The following is a 15,864-nucleotide window of genomic DNA, read 5'->3' on the forward strand; positions in this document are numbered from 1 at the left end:
ACTCGTGACGTGGAGTTCACCACGCATTCGCCCGGCCTGGGTAGACCGACCGGTCACGCGTACCGCTGTCGAACGACCGGAGGAACCCGCCGATGACCGAGACCAGCGTCCCCTTCCGCGCCGGACAGGAGGGGTACGCCGGTTTCCGTATCCCCGCCGTCGTCGCCACCGGCACCGGTGACCTGCTCGCCTTCTGCGAGGGCCGGGTCGCCTCCCGGGACGACTTCGGGAACATCGACGTCGTACTCAAACGCTCCTCGGACGGCGGCCGCACCCGGGGCCCGCTCCAGGTCGCCGCACACCACGGCGACGCCCTCGCCGGCAACCCGGCCCCGGTCGTCCTCGACACCGGCCGCGTCCTTCTCGTGCACGTGCGCAACGCGGCCCCGCCACCGAGGGCGCCATCCGGCGCGACCTGAGCCTCCCGGCGCGGTGACGCGGTCGTAGAGTCGGGGCCATGACCTCTACCGACAGTGCTGCCGCCGACACCGCCCAGAAGGCCCCCGCCAAGGACCCCTGGGACCTGCCCGACGTCTCCGGACTCGTGGTCGGGGTGCTCGGCGGAACCGGGCCGCAGGGCAAGGGCCTGGCCTACCGGCTCGCCAAGGCCGGACAGAAGGTGATCATCGGCTCGCGGGCCGCCGACCGCGCTCAGGCGGCCGCCGAGGAACTGGGCCACGGAGTCGAGGGCGCCGACAACGCCGAGACCGCGCGCCGCAGCGACATCGTGATCGTCGCCGTGCCGTGGGACGGCCACGGCCAGACCCTCGCGTCGCTGCGCGAGGAACTGGCCGGCAAGCTCGTCGTCGACTGCGTCAACCCGCTCGGCTTCGACAAGAAGGGCGCCTACGCGCTCAAGCCCGAGGAGGGCAGCGCCGCCGAGCAGGCCGCCGTCCTGCTCCCGGACTCCCGGGTCACGGCCGCCTTCCACCACCTGTCCGCCGTCCTGCTCCAGGACCCGGAGGTCGACGAGATCGACACCGACGTGATGGTGCTCGGCGAGGTGCGGGCGGACGTCGAGATCGTCCAGGCCCTGGCCGGGCGGATCCCCGGGATGCGCGGCATCTTCGCCGGGCGGCTGCGCAACGCCCATCAGGTGGAGTCGCTGGTGGCGAACCTGATCTCCGTCAACCGCCGGTACAAGGCGCACGCGGGGCTGCGCGTCACCGACGTGTGAGCCGGTGAGGTGCATGGGGGACACTGGACGGCAGCAGCAGTGCCGCAGTGTCCCCCGACAGGAGTCCACCCCATGCCCCGCCTCGCCCTCTACGCCCTGATCGTCTGCGTCCTCTCCGTGGCCGCCGCCGTCGTCTCCTTCACCCGGGGCAGCTTCCTGGGGATCGTGTGGGTGCTGCTGGCGGGCCTGTCGTCCAACATGTGCTGGTACTACGCCAAGCGCGCCAAGCAGCGGAAGTCCGTCACCGGCTGACGCGGGCCCGTCAGGGGGCCGCCGAGCAGAACTCGTTCGAGCCCTGCCAGAAGCGGTATAGCTCCTGACCGCAGTACGTCTCGACGTCGCTGATCCCGAGAGACCTCAGGATCGTGTCGACCACGTCGAAGAAGACGCCGTTCACCGCCGGCAGCCACAGCAGCGCGAACACGAAGAGCAGGCCGAACGGCGCGAACGGCTCCACCTGGCGCCGGATGCCGTACGACAGCCAGGGCTCGATCACGCCGTAGCCGTCCAGGCCCGGCACCGGCAGGAAGTTCAGCAGCGCGGCCGTCACCTGGAGCAGAGCGAGGAAGGCCAGCGCGAAGCGGAAGTCGTTCGGCACACCGTCCAGCGCGTCCAGCCAGAACGGGGCGGTGCACACTACGGCGAACAGCACGTTCGTCAGCGGGCCCGCCGCCGAGATCAGGCTGTGCTTCCAGCGCCCCCGGATCCGGCCGCGCTCGATGAACACGGCGCCACCGGGCAGGCCGATCCCACCCATGATCACGAAGATCACCGGGAGCACGATGCTGAGCAGCGCGTGCGTGTACTTCAGCGGGTTGAGGGTCAGATAGCCCTTCGCGCCGATGGAGATGTCGCCGCTGTGCAGGGCGGTGCGGGCGTGCGCGTACTCGTGCAGGCACAGCGAGACGATCCACGCCGCCGTCACGAACAGGAACACGGCGACGCCGGGCTGCTCGGCGAACCCGGTCCAGGTCGCCCATCCCGTGACCGCCGTCACGGCGAGGATCCCGACGAACACGGGACTGATCCGCCGCTCGCTGTGGCGGGTGGTGACGGTGGTCATGGGGCTCCCTGGACTCTCGGACACGCGGTGGGACGGCCCGACAGTACTGGGCGCAGGTGAAAAACGTCTCGCGCGGGTGGTCGGTTCCGGAGAGGGTGGGTGCATGGGGCTCTGGCACGTGTACTACGAGGACTGGCAGATGGAGTGCTGCGGTACGCCGTTCTCGGTGGGGGACGAGGTGAGCTGGCCCCTGCTGCTCCGGGACTCCGGCACCGCGCCGGGCGGCGGCCGGCACGACCGGCTCACGGAGATCACGGGAGTCGTCGAGCACGTGGGCGGCGTGCCGATGGTGCGGGCGGAGACGGGCCTGCCGGTTGCCCTCGGGGCGGACCTCGCCGACGAGGCCCGGCGCCCGGAACCGGGGGGCCGGACCCGGTCGGTCGGGCTGCTGTGCGTGGAGCGGCACGGCGCGAAGTGGCCCGAGGCCCGCGGACACGTGCGGGCCGTGCAGGTGCTGACCCGGACCTGGGCCGAGACGGCGCCGGGCTCGCGCTCCTACGAGCCGGTGCCGGGGGAGCACCGGCTGCGGACGGTGGACCGGTGCCCGAAGTGGTTCGGGGAGATCGAGGCGGAGCCGTCGGCAGACGGGCGGGGACGGCACTCGCGCGCATCGGGGGTGGTGGTGACCCTGGACGTGCCGGGCACGGACTCCCCTCTCTCGCCTCCGGCCGGCCGCGCCCGGCGCCGCCGAGGATCCTGATGCCGCGCCTGCTCCCGGCACCCCCTGAACGCCCGCCGCGCCGTCAACCGCCGTGACCCGCCCCCGCATCCCCGGAGACAATGAGCCCGTGCACTACCGCATCCTCGGCACCACGCAGGCGCTCCGCACCGACGGGACGGTCGTTTCGGTCGGTGGGGCGCGGTTGCGTGCGCTGCTGACCGTGCTCGCGTTGCGGGCGGGGCGCACCGTGCCCACCGGATCGCTCGTCGACGAGGTGTGGGGCGCGGACCCGCCCACCGACGCGCCGGGCGCGCTGCAGGCACTGGTCGCGCGGTTGCGGCGGACGCTCGGGGCGGACAACGTGGCCTCCGCGGCGGGCGGGTACCGGCTCACGGCCGCGCCCGACGACGTCGACCTGCACCGGTTCGACCGGCTGGCCGGCGAGGGGCTGCGGGCGCTGGCCGACGGCGATCCCGCCAAGGCCGCCGTGGTCCTCGACGACGCCCTCGCCCTGTGGCACGGCCCGGCCCTCGCCGACCTGCCCGACCGCACCGCCGAGGCGCCCCGCTGGGACATCCGCCGCCTGGACGTGCTGCGCGCCCGCCACACCGCCGCCCTCGCCCTCGGCCGGGCCGAGCAGTCCCTGCCGGAACTGGCCGCGCTGTGCGACGGCCATCCCCTGGACGAGCCCCTCCAGGCCCTGCGCCTGCGTGCCCTGCGGGAGGTCGGCCGCACGGCGGAGGCACTGGACGCCTACGAGGACGTACGGCGTCTGCTCGCCGACCGTCTCGGAGCCGACCCGGGGCCGGAACTGCGAGCGCTCCACGCGGAGTTGCTCCGCCTGGGAGACCCGCCCGTCCTCGCACGCGCCGCCGGGGGGCCGGGCCGGTCCGCCGGGAACCTCCGGGCGCGCCTGACCTCCTTCATCGGTCGGGAGACCGATATCGAGACCATTCGCGGGGACCTCGCCGCGGCCCGGCTGGTGACCCTGCTCGGGCCCGGCGGCGCCGGGAAGACCCGGCTGTCGCAGGAGGCCGCGGAGACCGTGCGCGAGGCCATGCCCGGCGGCGTGTGGCTGGCCGAACTCGCCCCCGTCGACGACCCGGACTCCGTACCGGAGGCCGTACTCACCGCCGTCGGGGCCCGCGAGACCGTGCTGTACGGCGCCGGCTCCGAGGGCATCAGGGCCGCCGTCGCCGACCGGCTCGACGATCCCGTCGAGCGGCTTGCCGAGCACTGCTCCCGGCCCCGCATGCTGCTCATCCTCGACAACTGCGAGCACGTCGCCGAGGCCGCCGCCCGGCTCACCGAGGAACTGCTGGCGCGCTGCCCGGACCTCACCGTCCTGGCGACCAGCCGTGAACCCCTCGGCGTGCCCGGGGAGTTGCTGCGCCCGGTGGAGCCGCTGCCCGAGCCGGTCGCGCTGCGGCTGCTCGCCGACCGGGGCGCTGCGGCCCGGCCCGGCTTCCGGATCGGGGACGATCCCGAGGCCTGCGCCGAGATCTGCCGGCGCCTCGACGGCCTGCCGCTGGCCATCGAACTCGCCGCCGCCCGGCTGCGGATGCTCACCCCCCGCCAGATCGCCGACCGGCTCGACGACCGCTTCCGCCTCCTCACCTCCGGCAGCCGCACCGTCCTGCCCCGCCAGCAGACCCTCAGAGCCGTCGTCGACTGGTCCTGGGATCTGCTCGACGAGGACGAACGGGACGTGCTGCGGCGGCTGTCGGTGTTCGCCGGCGGCTGCGACCTGCCCGCCGCCGAGGCCGTGTGCGGACCGGCCGCCCTGGAGGCGCTCGGGTCCCTCGTCGACCGCTCCCTGGTCGTCGCCGCCCCGCCCGGCGGGCCCGCCGACGGGGAGATGCGCTACCGGCTGCTGGAGACCGTGGCCGAATACGCCGCCGAACGGCTGGACGAGTCCGGGCAGCGCGCCGACGCCGAGCGCGCCCACCTGACGTACTTCCGTGAACTCGCCCGCACCACCGACCCGTTGCTGCGCGGTCCCGGCCAGCTCGCCGCCATCCACCGGCTGGAGCGGGAGTACGAGAACCTGCGCACCGCCCTGCGCCACGCCGTCGCCATGCCCGACGAGCAGGAGGCGCTCTGCCTGGCGCTGTCCCTCGTCTGGTACTGGCAGATGCGCGACCTGCGCATCGAGGCCCGCAACTGGTGCACCGAGGTCATGGCGCTCGGTCCCGACCCCTTCACCGAGCCGGTCCGTCCCGCCACCGCGGTGTGGGAGCGCTGCACCGACGCCCCGCCCCCGATGACCGGCGAAGTCCTGTGGGAGGCCCGGCGCGGGGTGCATCTGGCCCATCTCGGCTGCATGGACACCGAACTGGACGCCTGGCAGACCCCGCGGTCCGAGGAGAAGCTGCGCGCCATCGCCCGTACCTATGAGCCCGGCCTGCCGCAGAACTGCCGCCTTCCCGGCCTGCTCTGGTCCTTCGCCGTGATGCTCACCGGCGACATGGACCGATTGCGCGTCATCATGGACGCGTCCGTCGAGACCTGTCGCCGGACACCCGGCTTCGACTGGGAGCTGGCCTCCGGCCTCCAGATCCGGGCCAACTTCAGCGCCAACCGCACCGACTGGGCGGGCGACGCCGCGCGGGACGCCGACGAGTCGCTGGAGATCTACCGGCGCCTCGGCGACGCCTGGGGCACCGCCGAGGCCCTCTCCGCCCGCGCCGAGGCCCGCGAACGCAGAGGCGACTGGGCCCTGGCCGCCGCCGACTACGAGGCGGCCATCGGCCACGCCGAGTACCTCGGCGCCCGCGCCCAGGCAGCGGTCCTCGCCGCCCGCCTCGGCAGCGCCCTGCTGGAGGCCGGCGAGGGCGAGCGCGGTGAGCGGCTGCTGCGGGAGGTGATCGCCCAGCGTGAGGACTCGCACAGCGAGGCCATGCCCGTCGCCCGTCTGTTCCTGGCCGGCCGGCTCGGCCTGACGGGCCGCGTCGCCGAGGCCCGCGAGCAACTGCACCGACTGCGGCGGGATTTCCGTATCGCCAGCTTCGTCATCTTCGACGCGTTCATCCTTGGCGTGGAGGCCTGGCTGGACGCCGAGGAAGAACGCTACGACGACTGTCTGGACCGGACCCGCAGGGCGCTGGAGCGGGCCGCCGACCCGCTGTCGGCCGCCATCGCACCGCAGCTGCGCGCGGTGTACCTGACCATCGGGGCCGGAGCCCTGGCGGGCCTCGACGGGGGGCACCGCGCAGCGGACGCGGCCCGCTGCCTCGGCGCCGCCGACGCGTTGCTGCCGCCGGGCCATGTGGCCCCGCGGCAGGAGCGCGAGGCCCGCGAGCGGGCGGAACGACGCGCGCGTGCGGTCCTCGGCGACCCGGCCTACGAGGCCGCGTACGCCGAGGGCGGCGGCCTCTCCCTGGAGGAGGCCGCCGCCCTCGTCTGACGCGGACCGGGCGCGTTCGGTCAGCTCTTGGTCCGGAACTTGTGGATGGCGACCGGCGCCATCACAGCCGTGATCGCCACGGACCAGCCGAGCGTCAACCACAGGTCTTGGGCGACCGGCCCGCCCACCATCAGACCGCGCGAGGCGTCGGCGAGGGTGGACAGCGGGTTGTAGTCGGTGAAGGCCTGGAGCCAGTCCGGCATCGACGTCGTCGGCGCGAAGATCGACGAGCCGAACTGCAGCGGGAACAGCACCAGGAACCCCATCGCCTGCACGGACTGCGCGCTCTTCATGATCACGCCGAGGGTGAGGAACACCCACATGATCGACGAGGCGAAGGCCGTGGACAGGGCCACGGTCGCGAACAGCCCGGGCCAGTTCGTGATCTCGAACCCGACCGCGACGGCGACGATCATCAGCACGGCGGTCGCGAACAGCATCCGCAGCAGCTCCACCGAGATCTTCGCGAACAGCACCGAGCCGCGGCCGATGGGCAGGGACCGGAAGCGGTCCATGACACCGGAGTTGAAGTCCTGGCTGAAGCCGGTGCCGACGCCCTGGGAGAGGGTCATGCTCATCATCGCGATCATGCCGGGGATGACGTACTGCACGTACTGGTCCTGCCCGCCGCCGAGCGCCTGCCCGATCGAGCCGCCGAACACGAACACGAACAGCAGGGTGAAGACGACCGGCATCAGCAGCGCGTCGGCCATCGACTCCGGGTCCTGGCGGATCCACAGCAGGTTGCGGCGGACCAGGGCACCGGTGTGCCGCAGGTGCCCGCGCAGGGAGATCCGGGCGTCGTCGGCCGGCGCGGGGGCGGAAACGGTGGCGGCACTCATACGGCGACCTCTTCGCGGTCCTCGGTGGGCACGGTGTCCTGCGGCGCACTGGCGCGGTGGCCGGTGAGGGACAGGAACACCTCGTCCAGGCTGGGCAGTTCGGTGGTGACGGCGGCGAGCGTGACGCCGCGGGCCGTGACGGCACCGACGACGGCGGTCAGCTGCTCGTCGCTGAGGATCGGTACGAGGAGGGTCCCGGAGTCGCTGTCCACGGTCGTCGTCGCGAGTCCGGTGATGCCGAGGTCGTCCAGGTGCGCGGCGAGCGGCCGCAGGTGCAGGGCGTCGGCCGGCCGGATCCGCAGGGTGCGCCCGCCGACCTTGGCCTTGAGTTCCTCGATGCCCCCGCCCGCGACGACCCTGCCCTTGTCCACGACCATCAGCTCGGAGGCGAGCTGCTCGGCTTCCTCCATGTACTGCGTGGTCAGCAGCACCGTCACGCCGTCGCCGACCATGGTCCTCACCTCCTGCCACACCTCGTTGCGGGTGTGCGGGTCGAGCCCGGTGGTCGGTTCGTCGAGGAAGAGGACGGCGGGCCGCCCGATCATCGAGGCGGCCAGGTCGAGCCGCCGCCGCATACCGCCGGAGTAGGTGCTCGCGGGCCGCTTGGCGGCCTCGGTCAGCGAGAACCGTTCCAGCAGTGCGTCGGCACGCGCGCGTGCCTCCTTGCGGGGCAGGTCGAGCAGCCGCCCGATCATGTACAGGTTCTCCCAGCCGGGGAGCTTCTCGTCGACGGAGGCGTACTGCCCGGTGAGCCCGATCACCCGGCGCAGCTGCCGCGGCTGCCGTACGACGTCGTACCCGGCCACGGTGGCCCGCCCCGAGTCGGGCGCGAGCAGTGTGGACAGGATCCGGACGAGGGTCGTCTTCCCGGCCCCGTTCGGCCCGAGCACCCCCATCACGGTGCCCTCCCGCACCTCCAGGTCGACCCCGTCCAGAGCCTTGGTCTCCCCGTAGTGCTTCACCAGCCCCCGCACGGTCACAGCGGCGCCGCTGGTCTGCTTGTCGATTCGCGTCATGGGACTGACGTTCTCAAGGCCCACCGACAAATCACCGACAAGCTACCGACACCTCGACAACGACCACCGCGACCGTCGAACGACGACCACCGCGACCATCAATTGAGGAACCACGACGGCGAGCAGCCACCTCCGCGAGAGCGGCGCCGGTTTAGGCGCAAAAGGGGGACAGCCCGTCGACGGGGGACGATCGACGGGCTGTCCGTGGTACCGCTGTGGCTCTAGTGGACGGAGTGCTCCTCCCGCGGGAACGTTCCGCCGACGACCTCGTCCGCGAACGCCTTCACCGCGTCACCCATGACCTCACGCAGATGGGCGTACTGCTTCACGAACTTCGGCATCCGCCCGCCGGTCAGACCCAGCATGTCCGTCCAGACCAGCACCTGCGCGTCGGTCTCGGCGCCCGCCCCGATGCCGACGGTCGGGATGTGCAGCACCCGCGTCACCTCGGCGGCCAGCTCCGCGGGGACCAGCTCCAGCACCACCGCGAACGCGCCCGCGTCCTGCACGGCCTTGGCGTCCCGCAGCAGCTGCTGGGCCGCCTCCTCGCCGCGCCCCTGCACCCGGTAGCCCATCGCGTTGACCGACTGGGGGGTCAGCCCGATGTGCGCCATGACCGGGATGCCGGACTCGACGAGCAGCCGGATCTGTTCGTGCGACCGCTCGCCCCCCTCCAGCTTCACGGCCTGCACGCCCGCCTCCTTCACCAGCCGGGTCGCCGAGCGCAGCGCCTGCACCGGACCCTCCTGGTAGGAGCCGAAGGGCAGGTCGCCGACGATCAGGGCGCGCGAGGTGCCCCGTACGACCGCCGCCGACAGCATCGTCATCTCGTCGAGGGTGACGGGCACGGTCGTCTCGTACCCGAGGTGGCAGTTGCCCGCCGAGTCGCCGACGAGCATCACCGGGATGCCGGCCTCGTCGAAGACGGACGCCGTCATCGCGTCGTACGCGGTGAGCATCGGCCACTTCTCGCCGCGCTCCTTGGCGGCGGCGATGTCGCGCACGGTGATACGGCGGGTGCCCTTGCCCCCGTACAGCGACCTGCCGCTGTCGGAGGACTTCGCCCGAGCACTCTGGGCAGCCGGAAGCTGCGTCATTACACGGCTCCTCACACGTCATCTCGAGGCGCCCTGACGGCGTCCCCGGACCACGTCCATGGTGGCACCTCGTGCCACCGAGGGCTAGGGGAGCCCCCGTGAGTTCCGCCCCGGCTCCGCAGGCGGTGCTGTGTAAGAGGCGGGTAAGATGATTGCAATACGAGACGGTCTCGTATCGAAAAGGCTCTAGGCTCGACCGTATGACTACCTCTGCCGACCCGGCCGCGCCCACCGGCCCCCGCGTACCGGAAGCGGTGCACCGGCGCCGCTGGGCGATCCTCGGCGTGCTGATGCTGAGCCTGCTGATCGTCGTGCTCGACAACTCGATCCTGAACGTCGCCATCAAGACGATCTCCACCCCGGCCCCCACCGGCCTGGGTGCCACGCAGAGCGAGCTGGAGTGGGCGATCAACGCCTACACCCTCGTCTTCGCGGGCCTGCTGTTCACCGCGGGGCTGCTCGGCGACCGGCTGGGACGCAAGAAGACGCTGCTCGGCGGTCTCGCCGTGTTCGGCATCGGCTCCGCGTTCGCCGCGTTCTCCGGCTCGGCGGGCGAGCTGATCACCTTCCGGGCCGTGATGGGACTGGGCGCCGCGTTCGTCATGCCCGCCACCCTCGCCGTCCTCATGAACGTCTTCGAGCGCGAGGAGCAGCCGAAGGCCATCGGCGTCTGGGCGGGCGGCGTCGGCCTCGCCGTCGCCATCGGCCCGATCACCGGCGGCGTGCTGCTGGAGCACTTCTGGTGGGGCTCGGTCTTCCTCGTCAACGTGCCGATCGTGCTGCTCGCGCTCGCGCTGATGCTCTGGCTGGTGCCCGACTCGCGCGACCCGCGCCCCGGCCGGGTCGACCCCGTCGGCGTGGTGCTGTCCGTCGTCGGCCTGGTCCTGCTCGTCTACGGCATCATCGAGGGCGGCCAGCACGCCGACTTCACCGACGTCACCGTGCTGTCCACCATCGGAGCCGGTCTCGCCGTGCTCGTCGCGTTCGTCGTGTTCGAAAAGCGCAGCGACCACCCGTCGATCGACGTCACGTACTTCCGGAGCAAGGCCTTCTCGGCCGCCATCGCCGCCATCGCGCTGGTCTTCTTCGCGCTGATGGGCGTGACCTTCTTCTCCGTCTTCTACACGCAGAGCGTGCGCGGCTACTCGCCCCTGCAGACGGGCCTGCTGATGCTGCCGCTGGCCGCCGCCCAGCTGATCTTCGCACCGCGTGCCCGGCTGGTCGTCGACCGCTTCGGCAACAAGGTCACGACCACGGCCGGTCTGCTCGTCATCGCCGCCATGCTGGCCGCCTTCGCCACCCTGGACGCGGACACCCCCATCTGGATCCTGGAAGTGATCTTCTTTCTGATGGGCGCCGGCATGGCGCACATCATGACGCCGGTCAGCGTCGTCATCATGCAGGCCCTGCCCCGCGAGAAGGCCGGCTCCGCCTCCGCGCTCAGCAACACCTTCCGGCAGGTCGGCGGCGCCCTCGGCGTCGCCGTCCTGGGCTCGGTGCTGTCCACGGCGTACCGCACGGACATCGAGGACAAGCTCGGCGCGCTGCCCCCGGCCCTGCGCCACACCGCGGGGGAGTCCATCGAGGCCACCCTCGGTGTCGCGGCCGGGCTGGGGCCGCGGGGCGAGTCCCTGGTCGCCCCGGCCTACGCCGCGTTCCTGCACGCGATGCACGTCACCGCCCTGTGGGGCGCGGGCGTCGCCCTGGCCGGCGCGGTCGTCGTGGCGCTGTTCCTGCCGGGCAGGCCGCCGGCGCCCCGGAAGACGGAGGGAGAGCAGGAGTTGTCGCACACCAGATCGTAGGCCTGCGGGAGAATTCACTCCCGCGCAGCAGACTCCCGCGCAGCAGGAAACGGTCTCCACCCGGTCAGGAAAGGACGCAGCGACGTGAGCCTCGCCGAACGGCATCCCCCGCACGACGGCCCCGGGAGGGGCCGCCCCAGAAGCGAGGCCGTCGAGGGCGCCATCATCGAGGGCGTGATGAAGCTCCTGGAGGAGGGCGTGACCCTGGCGGAGCTGTCCATCGAGCGCATCGCCCGCACCGCCGGGGTCGGCAAGGCCACCATCTACCGCCGCTGGCGCGGCAAGGAGGAACTCTTCGTCGACGTCGTGCGCGCCGCCGAGCCGCCGGACCCGCCGCTCCCCGGCACCTCCCTGCGCGACGACCTCGTGGTCCTGCTGGAACAGGTGCGCCGGCGCGGCCTGGCCAACCGCTCCTCGGCGATCCTGCACAGCGTCCAGGCCCAGATGAAGAGCAGTCCGAAGCTCTGGGCGGCGTACCACGCCACCGTCGTCGCCCCGCGCCGCCGGCTCGGTCTGGAGGTCCTGAGCCGCGGTCAGGAGAACGGCGAACTGCGCGCGGACCTCGACCTGGAACTGCTGAACGACCTGTTCGTCGGCCCGATGCTCGTGCGCGCCGTGCTGAGTCCGGACGCCGAACTTCCCGACGACCTCGCCGAGCAGATAGTCGACACCCTGCTCGCGGGACTGCGCCCCGACAGCTCACCGCCCGTCAGTTCGACCTCCCACGAGGCCTAGTGTGCGCGTTTCGTCACAGAGGGCGCTTTCGGCGGGCGTGAGCGGAACTCGCCGCGGGGACTCGGACGTCATCGCCCCTGTACGGCCGTCGAGGACGACGGGAACGGAACGGATCATCCCCTAGGGTCGTAAGACACGGGGGCGATGGTGTGCACGGCAGGCAGTGAGGCGACGGTATGGCGCAGCAGGCGTACATGACGGAGACGGACAACGGCGGCTCGGGGCCCGAGCACCGGGGAACCCGGCTTCGGCGCCTGTTCGACCGGCTGGCGGGTCCCTGGCGGGGCGATCCGCGGATCTGGCGCCGCGGGCTGGTCCTGGCCGGGTGCGCGGTGCTGCTGACCCTGGTCATGGGGCTGCACTCCCGCATCCCGAACAGGATCGGCAACCTGGGCAGCCTCATCGAGACGTTCCTGCCCTGGCTGGGGATCCCCGTCGCCCTGCTGTTCGTCCTCGCCCTGGTCCGCCGGTCCGCGACCGCGCTGATCGCGGTGGTGCTGCCGTCCGCGGTCTGGCTGAACCTCTTCGGCGGCCAGCTCAGCGACAAGACCGCGACCGGCGGTGACCTCACCGTGGTCACCCACAACGTCAACGCCGACAACCCCGACCCCTCGGGCACCGCCCGTGACGTGGCCGCCTCCGGCGCCGACGTGCTGGCCCTGGAGGAGCTGACGCCGGCCGCGGTCCCCACGTACGAGAAGGCGCTGGCGTCGACGTACCGCTACCACTCGGTGCAGGGCACGGTCGGGGTGTGGAGCAAGTACCCGCTGAGCGGTGTCCGGGACGTCGACCTCGACATGGGCTGGACCCGCGCGATGCGCGCCACCGTGACCGCCCCGGCCGGGCAGGTCGCGGTCTACGTCGCCCATCTGCCGTCGGTGCGCGTGAAGATGGAGGCCGGCTTCACGGCCCGGCAGCGGGACCGCAGCGCCGACTACCTCGGCGAGGCCATCGCCGACGAACCGCTGAAGAACGTGGTCCTGCTCGGCGACCTGAACGGCACCATGAACGACCGGGCGCTCAACGCCGTCACCTCCCAGATGCGCTCCACGCAGGGCGCGGCCGGCAACGGGTTCGGTTTCAGCTGGCCCGCGTCGTTCCCGATGGCGCGCATCGACCAGATCATGGTCCGGGGCCTGACACCGGAGAGCTCGTGGACCCTCCCGCGAACGGCCAGCGACCATCTGCCGGTCGCCGCCCGTGTGAGGGTCGCCACAAGCGGCTCCTGAAAACCGCTGGTCAGGGCTCTTCGGGGCCGACACCCGCAGCTACGGCGTGACGCCGTGGAACAGTGCGCCTGCGAGACTTTGTTCCGTACTTGAACATACGCGTACGGATCTCCCGGCAAGTCTCGAAAGGCTCCTTCATGCCCCTGGCCCTGCTCGCCCTCGCCGTGGGCGCCTTCGGCATCGGTACGACCGAGTTCGTGATGATGGGGCTGCTGCCCGATGTCGCGAACGACCTGAACATCTCGATACCCGCCGCCGGCCACCTGGTGTCGGTGTACGCGCTGGGCGTCGTCATCGGCGCCCCGCTGCTGGCCGCGGTCACCGCGAGGATGTCCCGCCGCACGGTCCTGATCGGCCTGATGGGACTGTTCGTGGTGGGCAACGCCCTGTCGGCCCTCGCGCCCGGCAACGGCTGGCTGCTGGCCGCCCGCTTCCTGAGCGGCCTGCCGCACGGTGCCTTCTTCGGCGTGGGCGCCGTCGTCGCGACGAACATGGTCGCCCCCGAGCGCAAGGCGCGCTCGGTCTCGCTGATGTTCCTCGGCCTGACGGTCGCGAACGTCGCGGGCGTGCCGGTCGCGACCCTCACGGGCCAGCACCTCGGCTGGCGGGCGACCTTCCTCGGCGTCAGCGCCATCGGCCTGGCGGCGATCGCCGCGCTCGCGTTCCTCGTCCCGCACGACCACGAGCACACCACCGCCCAGGGCCTGCGCGGCGAACTCGCCGCCCTGCGCTCCCTGCCGGTCTGGCTGTCGCTCGGCACCACCGTGGCGGGCTTCGGTGCCCTCTTCGCGGCCTACAGCTACATCACGCCGATGCTCACGGACGCCGCCGGCTACACCGGCGCCGGCGTCACCCTGCTGCTGGCGCTGTTCGGCGTCGGCGCGACCGCCGGCAACCTGCTGGGCGGCCGCCTGGCCGACCACTCCCTGCGGGGCACCCTGTTCGGCGGCCTCACCTCGCTGGTGGCGGTCCTGGCGCTGTTCCCGCTGCTGATGCGCACGGAGCTCACGGCCGCCGTGGCCGTGACCCTGCTCGGCATGGCGGCCTTCGCCACCGGCTCCCCGCTGCAGCTCATGGTCATGGAGAAGGCCTCCTCGGCCCCGTCCCTGGCCTCCTCGGCCAACCAGGCCGCCTTCAACCTGGCCAACGCGGGCGGCGCCTGGATCGGCGGCCTCGCCCTGGCGGCGGGCTTCGGCGTCACCTCCCCGGCCACGGCCGGCGTCGCCCTGGCCGTCCTCGGTCTGGCCGTGGCGTCGCTGGCCTACGCGGTGGACCGCCGCCGGGCGCCGGTCGCCGGACGCGAGCGGATCGTGGCGAGCCATGTCCCGCAGGAGGCGCGAGCGGCACACCACTGACGGCTTGCGGTGCGCGGCGGCCCGGGGGACGAGGCCCCGCGGGCCGCCGTCGCGTCTACCGGGGTGCCCGGCGCCGCGCCGCGACGATCGCCGAACTGGCGGGCGTGGTGAGGACTTCGGCCGCGTCCAGGTCCGGATGGGTCAGGTAGAACAGGCGCAGCTCGTCCACCTCACCCTCGAACCGGGGCGGCCACTGGGCCGACGGAGTGAAGTCGTCCAGGACGAGGATCCCGCCGGGGGCCAGCAGATCGACGACCCTGCGGGGATCGTCCCGCTTGCCTCCGCCGTCGCAGAAGAAGACGTCGAACGGGGCGTGCGGTTCGAGCAGCCGCCAGTCGCCGGTGAGGACGCTGACGCGGCTGTCGTCCGCGAAGACACCGGCCGCCCGACGGGCCAGCTCCTCCTCACGCTCCACGGTGACGAGCCGCGCCCCCTCCCCGAGGCCGCTGTGCAGCCAGGCCGTCCCCACACCCGATCCGGTCCCGCTCTCGGCGACGACCCCGCCGGGCTTCGAAGCGGCGGCCGTCCTCAGCAGCCTGCCCACCTCACGGATGCAGCTCTTCTCGAACCCCGCCTCGACGGCGAGACGTTCGGCGGCTTCGACACGGGACGGAACAGCACGCACTGCCATGGTCGGCCTCCCCTTCGCGGTGGGCCCGACGCTACCTGACCAGTTGTCAGGGCACGGACCGATCGGTCGCGGGTGGCACCGACGGCACCCGGCGCCGCCACCCGGTCGAAGCGGTGACGCACGCGGGAGGCGGCCCGTGCGGCCGGCCGCTACTGCGGCTGCGACGCGATCTGGATCAGGTTGCCGCAGGTGTCCTCGAAGACGGCCGTGGTGACGGGGCCCATCTCCAGGGGCTCCTGGAGGAAGCGGACACCGAGGCCGCTCAGGCGCTCGTGCTCGGCCCGCACGTCGGCCACGGCGAACTGGGCGAGCGGGATGCCGTCGCCGACGAGTGCGTCGCGGTAGGTCTTGACGGCCGGGTGGCCGGCGGGCTCCAGGAGCAGCTCCGTGCCGCCGGGCTCCTCGGGAGAGACGACGGTCAGCCACCGGTCCTTCTCGCCCACCGGGACGTCGTGCTTCTTCACGAAGCCGAGGATCTCGGTGTAGAAGCGGAGGGCCTTGGCCTGGTCGTCCACGAAGATGCTGGTGAGGCGGATTCTCATGGGGTGTTCTCCTCGGGTCCGGGTGCCTCGCGGCCGAGCCATCGCTCGGTGATGTGGCGCAGCGGGGCCGTGTTCAGGTCGTGGAACTTGTAGCGGCCCTCCCGCCTGGTCTCGACGAGCCCGGCGGCCTCCAGCACGGCGAGGTGCTGGGAGACCGCCTGGCGCGAGATGCCGAGCCCATGCCGCATGCTCAGCCGTGAGCAGATCTCGAACAGTGTCTGCCCGGACCGCTCCGTGAGCTCGTCGAGGATGGTGCGACGCGTGGGGTCGGCCAGGGCTTTGAAGAGGTCGTCGGCCACGACCTCACC

The 15,864-nt window shown here is 72.4% G+C and carries 15 protein-coding genes and 1 pseudogene; 9 read left to right on the forward strand and 7 right to left on the reverse strand.

Annotated elements, in window-relative coordinates; all coding sequences use genetic code 11:
* Positions 1-92 precede the first annotated feature (92 nt).
* The 3 genes and pseudogenes from ABTX62_RS10885 to ABTX62_RS10895 form a co-directional block, all read left to right on the forward strand.
* A pseudogene (locus ABTX62_RS10885) lies at positions 93-412 on the forward strand (sialidase family protein); the annotation flags it as partial.
* A 45-nt stretch (positions 413-457) separates the two neighbouring features.
* Positions 458-1,177 carry an NADPH-dependent F420 reductase gene (npdG, locus tag ABTX62_RS10890; protein ID WP_352115855.1) on the forward strand — a complete coding sequence of 240 codons (720 nt, stop codon included), beginning with the start codon at positions 458-460 and terminating at the stop codon, positions 1,175-1,177.
* A gap of 72 nt (positions 1,178-1,249) precedes the next feature.
* Complete coding sequence (locus ABTX62_RS10895; RefSeq protein ID WP_283969852.1) at positions 1,250-1,429, forward strand: hypothetical protein; 180 nt, start codon at positions 1,250-1,252, stop codon at positions 1,427-1,429.
* Between the two features lie 10 nt (positions 1,430-1,439).
* On the opposite strand, the gene ABTX62_RS10900 is transcribed toward ABTX62_RS10895, so the two are convergent.
* The gene (locus ABTX62_RS10900; RefSeq protein ID WP_352115856.1) at positions 1,440-2,240 is read right to left on the reverse strand and encodes a site-2 protease family protein; all 801 of its coding nucleotides are present in this window, start codon (positions 2,238-2,240) and stop codon (positions 1,440-1,442) included.
* A 103-nt stretch (positions 2,241-2,343) separates the two neighbouring features.
* Between ABTX62_RS10900 and ABTX62_RS10905 the strand changes: the two genes are divergently transcribed.
* Together ABTX62_RS10905 and ABTX62_RS10910 are read left to right on the forward strand one after the other, a co-directional pair.
* The gene (locus ABTX62_RS10905) at positions 2,344-2,940 is read left to right on the forward strand and encodes a DUF6578 domain-containing protein (RefSeq protein WP_352115857.1); all 597 of its coding nucleotides are present in this window, start codon (positions 2,344-2,346) and stop codon (positions 2,938-2,940) included.
* 88 nt (positions 2,941-3,028) lie between these two features.
* Positions 3,029-6,307 carry an ATP-binding protein gene (locus ABTX62_RS10910; protein ID WP_352115858.1) on the forward strand — a complete coding sequence of 1,093 codons (3,279 nt, stop codon included), beginning with the start codon at positions 3,029-3,031 and terminating at the stop codon, positions 6,305-6,307.
* 20 nt (positions 6,308-6,327) lie between these two features.
* On the opposite strand, the gene ABTX62_RS10915 is transcribed toward ABTX62_RS10910, so the two are convergent.
* The 3 genes from ABTX62_RS10915 to panB all read right to left on the reverse strand — a co-directional run bounded on the left by ABTX62_RS10915 (position 6,328) and on the right by panB (position 9,262).
* Positions 6,328-7,149, reverse strand: a complete 822-nt coding sequence (locus tag ABTX62_RS10915; RefSeq protein WP_352115859.1) for an ABC transporter permease — start codon at positions 7,147-7,149, stop codon at positions 6,328-6,330.
* Positions 7,146-8,165 carry an ATP-binding cassette domain-containing protein gene (locus tag ABTX62_RS10920; protein ID WP_352115860.1) on the reverse strand — a complete coding sequence of 340 codons (1,020 nt, stop codon included), beginning with the start codon at positions 8,163-8,165 and terminating at the stop codon, positions 7,146-7,148. The genes ABTX62_RS10915 and ABTX62_RS10920 overlap by 4 nt, the downstream gene beginning before the upstream one ends.
* 221 nt (positions 8,166-8,386) lie before the next feature.
* On the reverse strand, positions 8,387-9,262 hold the full coding sequence (gene panB / locus ABTX62_RS10925; RefSeq protein ID WP_352115861.1) for a 3-methyl-2-oxobutanoate hydroxymethyltransferase: 876 nt from the start codon (positions 9,260-9,262) through the stop codon (positions 8,387-8,389).
* 200 nt (positions 9,263-9,462) lie between these two features.
* On the opposite strand from panB, the gene ABTX62_RS10930 reads away from it, so the two are divergent.
* From ABTX62_RS10930 to ABTX62_RS10945, 4 genes are all read left to right on the forward strand, one after another.
* Positions 9,463-11,064: an MFS transporter gene (locus ABTX62_RS10930; protein WP_352115862.1), complete on the forward strand. Its 1,602-nt coding sequence runs from the start codon at positions 9,463-9,465 to the stop codon at positions 11,062-11,064.
* Between the two features lie 84 nt (positions 11,065-11,148).
* Positions 11,149-11,799 carry a TetR/AcrR family transcriptional regulator gene (locus ABTX62_RS10935; RefSeq protein WP_352115863.1) on the forward strand — a complete coding sequence of 217 codons (651 nt, stop codon included), beginning with the start codon at positions 11,149-11,151 and terminating at the stop codon, positions 11,797-11,799.
* A 176-nt stretch (positions 11,800-11,975) separates the two neighbouring features.
* Positions 11,976-13,028 carry an endonuclease/exonuclease/phosphatase family protein gene (locus tag ABTX62_RS10940; protein ID WP_352115864.1) on the forward strand — a complete coding sequence of 351 codons (1,053 nt, stop codon included), beginning with the start codon at positions 11,976-11,978 and terminating at the stop codon, positions 13,026-13,028.
* Positions 13,029-13,165: 137 nt separating this feature from the next.
* A complete protein-coding gene (locus tag ABTX62_RS10945) occupies positions 13,166-14,383 on the forward strand; it encodes an MFS transporter (RefSeq protein ID WP_352115865.1) in 1,218 nt (405 codons plus the stop codon).
* Between the two features lie 55 nt (positions 14,384-14,438).
* Here ABTX62_RS10945 and ABTX62_RS10950 read toward each other — a convergent pair whose 3' ends face one another.
* From ABTX62_RS10950 to ABTX62_RS10960, 3 genes are all read right to left on the reverse strand, one after another.
* Positions 14,439-15,014, reverse strand: a complete 576-nt coding sequence (locus ABTX62_RS10950) for an O-methyltransferase (protein WP_352115866.1) — start codon at positions 15,012-15,014, stop codon at positions 14,439-14,441.
* A gap of 149 nt (positions 15,015-15,163) precedes the next feature.
* Positions 15,164-15,556 carry a VOC family protein gene (locus ABTX62_RS10955; RefSeq protein WP_352115867.1) on the reverse strand — a complete coding sequence of 131 codons (393 nt, stop codon included), beginning with the start codon at positions 15,554-15,556 and terminating at the stop codon, positions 15,164-15,166.
* Positions 15,553-15,855, reverse strand: coding sequence for an ArsR/SmtB family transcription factor (locus ABTX62_RS10960; RefSeq protein ID WP_352115868.1), 303 nt, complete (start codon positions 15,853-15,855; stop codon positions 15,553-15,555). The genes ABTX62_RS10955 and ABTX62_RS10960 overlap by 4 nt, the downstream gene beginning before the upstream one ends.
* Between the last annotated feature and the right edge of the window lie 9 nt (positions 15,856-15,864).

The sequence above is a fragment of the Streptomyces sp. NPDC096046 genome, assembly GCF_040303285.1.
Taxonomy (GTDB): Bacteria; Actinomycetota; Actinomycetes; order Streptomycetales; family Streptomycetaceae; genus Streptomyces.

Bases quoted from the DNA above. Each gene is read 5' to 3' on its own strand.
- npdG (WP_352115855.1), top strand. From the start codon at position 458: ATGACCTCTACCGACAGTGCTGCCGCCGACACCGCCCAGAAGGCCCCC.
- ABTX62_RS10895 (WP_283969852.1), top strand. From the start codon at position 1,250: ATGCCCCGCCTCGCCCTCTACGCCCTGATCGTCTGCGTCCTCTCCGTG.
- ABTX62_RS10900 (WP_352115856.1), bottom strand. From the start codon at position 2,240: ATGACCACCGTCACCACCCGCCACAGCGAGCGGCGGATCAGTCCCGTG.
- ABTX62_RS10905 (WP_352115857.1), top strand. From the start codon at position 2,344: ATGGGGCTCTGGCACGTGTACTACGAGGACTGGCAGATGGAGTGCTGC.
- ABTX62_RS10915 (WP_352115859.1), bottom strand. From the start codon at position 7,149: ATGAGTGCCGCCACCGTTTCCGCCCCCGCGCCGGCCGACGACGCCCGG.
- ABTX62_RS10920 (WP_352115860.1), bottom strand. From the start codon at position 8,165: ATGACGCGAATCGACAAGCAGACCAGCGGCGCCGCTGTGACCGTGCGG.
- panB (WP_352115861.1), bottom strand. From the start codon at position 9,262: ATGACGCAGCTTCCGGCTGCCCAGAGTGCTCGGGCGAAGTCCTCCGAC.
- ABTX62_RS10930 (WP_352115862.1), top strand. From the start codon at position 9,463: ATGACTACCTCTGCCGACCCGGCCGCGCCCACCGGCCCCCGCGTACCG.
- ABTX62_RS10940 (WP_352115864.1), top strand. From the start codon at position 11,976: ATGGCGCAGCAGGCGTACATGACGGAGACGGACAACGGCGGCTCGGGG.
- ABTX62_RS10945 (WP_352115865.1), top strand. From the start codon at position 13,166: ATGCCCCTGGCCCTGCTCGCCCTCGCCGTGGGCGCCTTCGGCATCGGT.
- ABTX62_RS10950 (WP_352115866.1), bottom strand. From the start codon at position 15,014: ATGGCAGTGCGTGCTGTTCCGTCCCGTGTCGAAGCCGCCGAACGTCTC.
- ABTX62_RS10955 (WP_352115867.1), bottom strand. From the start codon at position 15,556: ATGAGAATCCGCCTCACCAGCATCTTCGTGGACGACCAGGCCAAGGCC.